Consider the following 1829-nt stretch of genomic DNA (forward strand, 5'->3'; position numbering starts at 1 on the left):
CACGCACCTTCACCTGGAAATCATTACGACCCACATACTCCACCGCCGGATCACCGGCGCCGTCGCGACGCCAGCGCACGATGTCACCGGTGCGATACAGACGCGACCCCGGCCCGCCATGCGGGTCGGCCACAAACCGCTCGGCAGTCAAACCAGCACGCGCGTGATAGCCACGCGCCAACTGGATACCACCGACATACAGCTCACCGGCCACACCTTCGGGCACCGGCTGCAAACGATCATCGAGCACCAGCGCCCGCATACCGCGCACGGGCCCGCCGATGGTGACACGGTCACCTTCGCGCAGCACACCACTGATATTCGTCGCGACAGTGGCTTCCGTCGGGCCGTAGGCATTGTGGAAACGCCGTGCCACACCCCCCTCGGCGACCGCCGACCACCGGGCGACCAGATCCGCCGAGATGGCCTCACCACCGGCGATGATCACTTCCATACCCGCAAGATCGGCAGGATCCAGCGACGCCAGCACCGACGGCGTGATCAAACCGACCGTGACCCGCTCACGGGCAATCAGCTCACCGAGCTCGGCACCACCATATGTACCGGTCGGGACGATTACGAGAGCGCCCGCCGACCCGACGGCCAGCAGCAGTTCCAGGATCGAAGCGTCGAACGACGGTGACGCGAACGCCAACGCCCGCGACTCCGGCGTCAGCCGGTACCGGTCGACCTGCTCGGCGCTGAAGTTCGCCAAACCGGCATGGCTGACCACCACACCCTTGGGCAGACCCGTGGACCCGGAGGTGTAGATGACATACGCGGTATTCGCGGGAGTCAACGGCCGCACACGGTCGGCGTCGGTCACCGGCTCGCCGGAGAACTCGTCGGTCACGAGTTCGTCGAGCACGATCCAGTTCACCGAATCCGGCAGTTCCCCGCGCACCGACGACACCGTGACACCCACCGGCGCACCCGAATCGGTGAGCATATGCGCGATACGGTCCGCCGGATAGGTCGGATCGATCGGCAGGAACGCCCCACCCGACTTCGTGACCGCCCACTCCGCCAGCACCGAATCCGCCGACCGCGGCACCGCCACCGCCACCAGATCCTCGGCACCCACACCCGCCGCGACCAACACCCGCGCAAGACGATTCGACCGCAGATCGAACTCACCATACGAATGCCGCACACCGTCGAACACCACCGCGGGCGCGCCCGGATCAATCGCCACCGCCGCCGCGATCAAATCGGGCAACGTCCGCGCCGGCACCGCCGCACCACCGGAGCGGGACAGGATCTCGTCCCGTTCCGACTCGCCCAGGATCTCCACCGCACCCAGCACGACATCGGGATCGGCGGCCACCACCGAGAGCAACTGCCGGAATCGGTCGACGAAGCTGTCCACGGTGGGCTCGTCGAACAGATCGGTGGCATAGTTCACCGCCAGATCCATTCCGCCCGAACCGTTTTCGGCCAGCGCGAATTCCAGATCGAAGCGCGAGACACCGGCGGCGAAGTCGACCATCGACACTTCCAGACCGGCCAGGTTCAGCACCGGTGCCCGGTTGTTCTGGAAGGCCAGCGCCACCTGGAACAGCGGGTTGCGGGCCTGCGAGCGCTCCGGTGCCAGCAGGTCGACCAGCCGTTCGAACGGCACATCGGCATGACCGAAAGCGTCCAGGTCGGCTGTTTTCGCACGCTCCACCAGTTCGCCGAAGGTCTCGCCCGAGCGCACGTCGGTGCGCAGTACGAGGGTATTGACGAACATGCCGACCAGGTCGTCGAGTGCTTGTTCACCACGGCCCGCGATCGGGGTACCGATCGCGATATCGTCGCCACCGGAGAGCCGCGCCAGCAGGGCCGCC

The 1829-nt window shown here is 66.6% G+C and carries 1 protein-coding gene; it reads right to left on the reverse strand.

Features of this window, described 5'->3' with window-relative positions:
* A partial coding sequence (locus ACWDU1_RS32035; protein ID WP_450004163.1) for a non-ribosomal peptide synthetase occupies window positions 1–1829 on the reverse strand: 1829 nt, incomplete at both ends.

The sequence above is a fragment of the Nocardia sp. NPDC003345 genome (genome assembly GCF_053589395.1).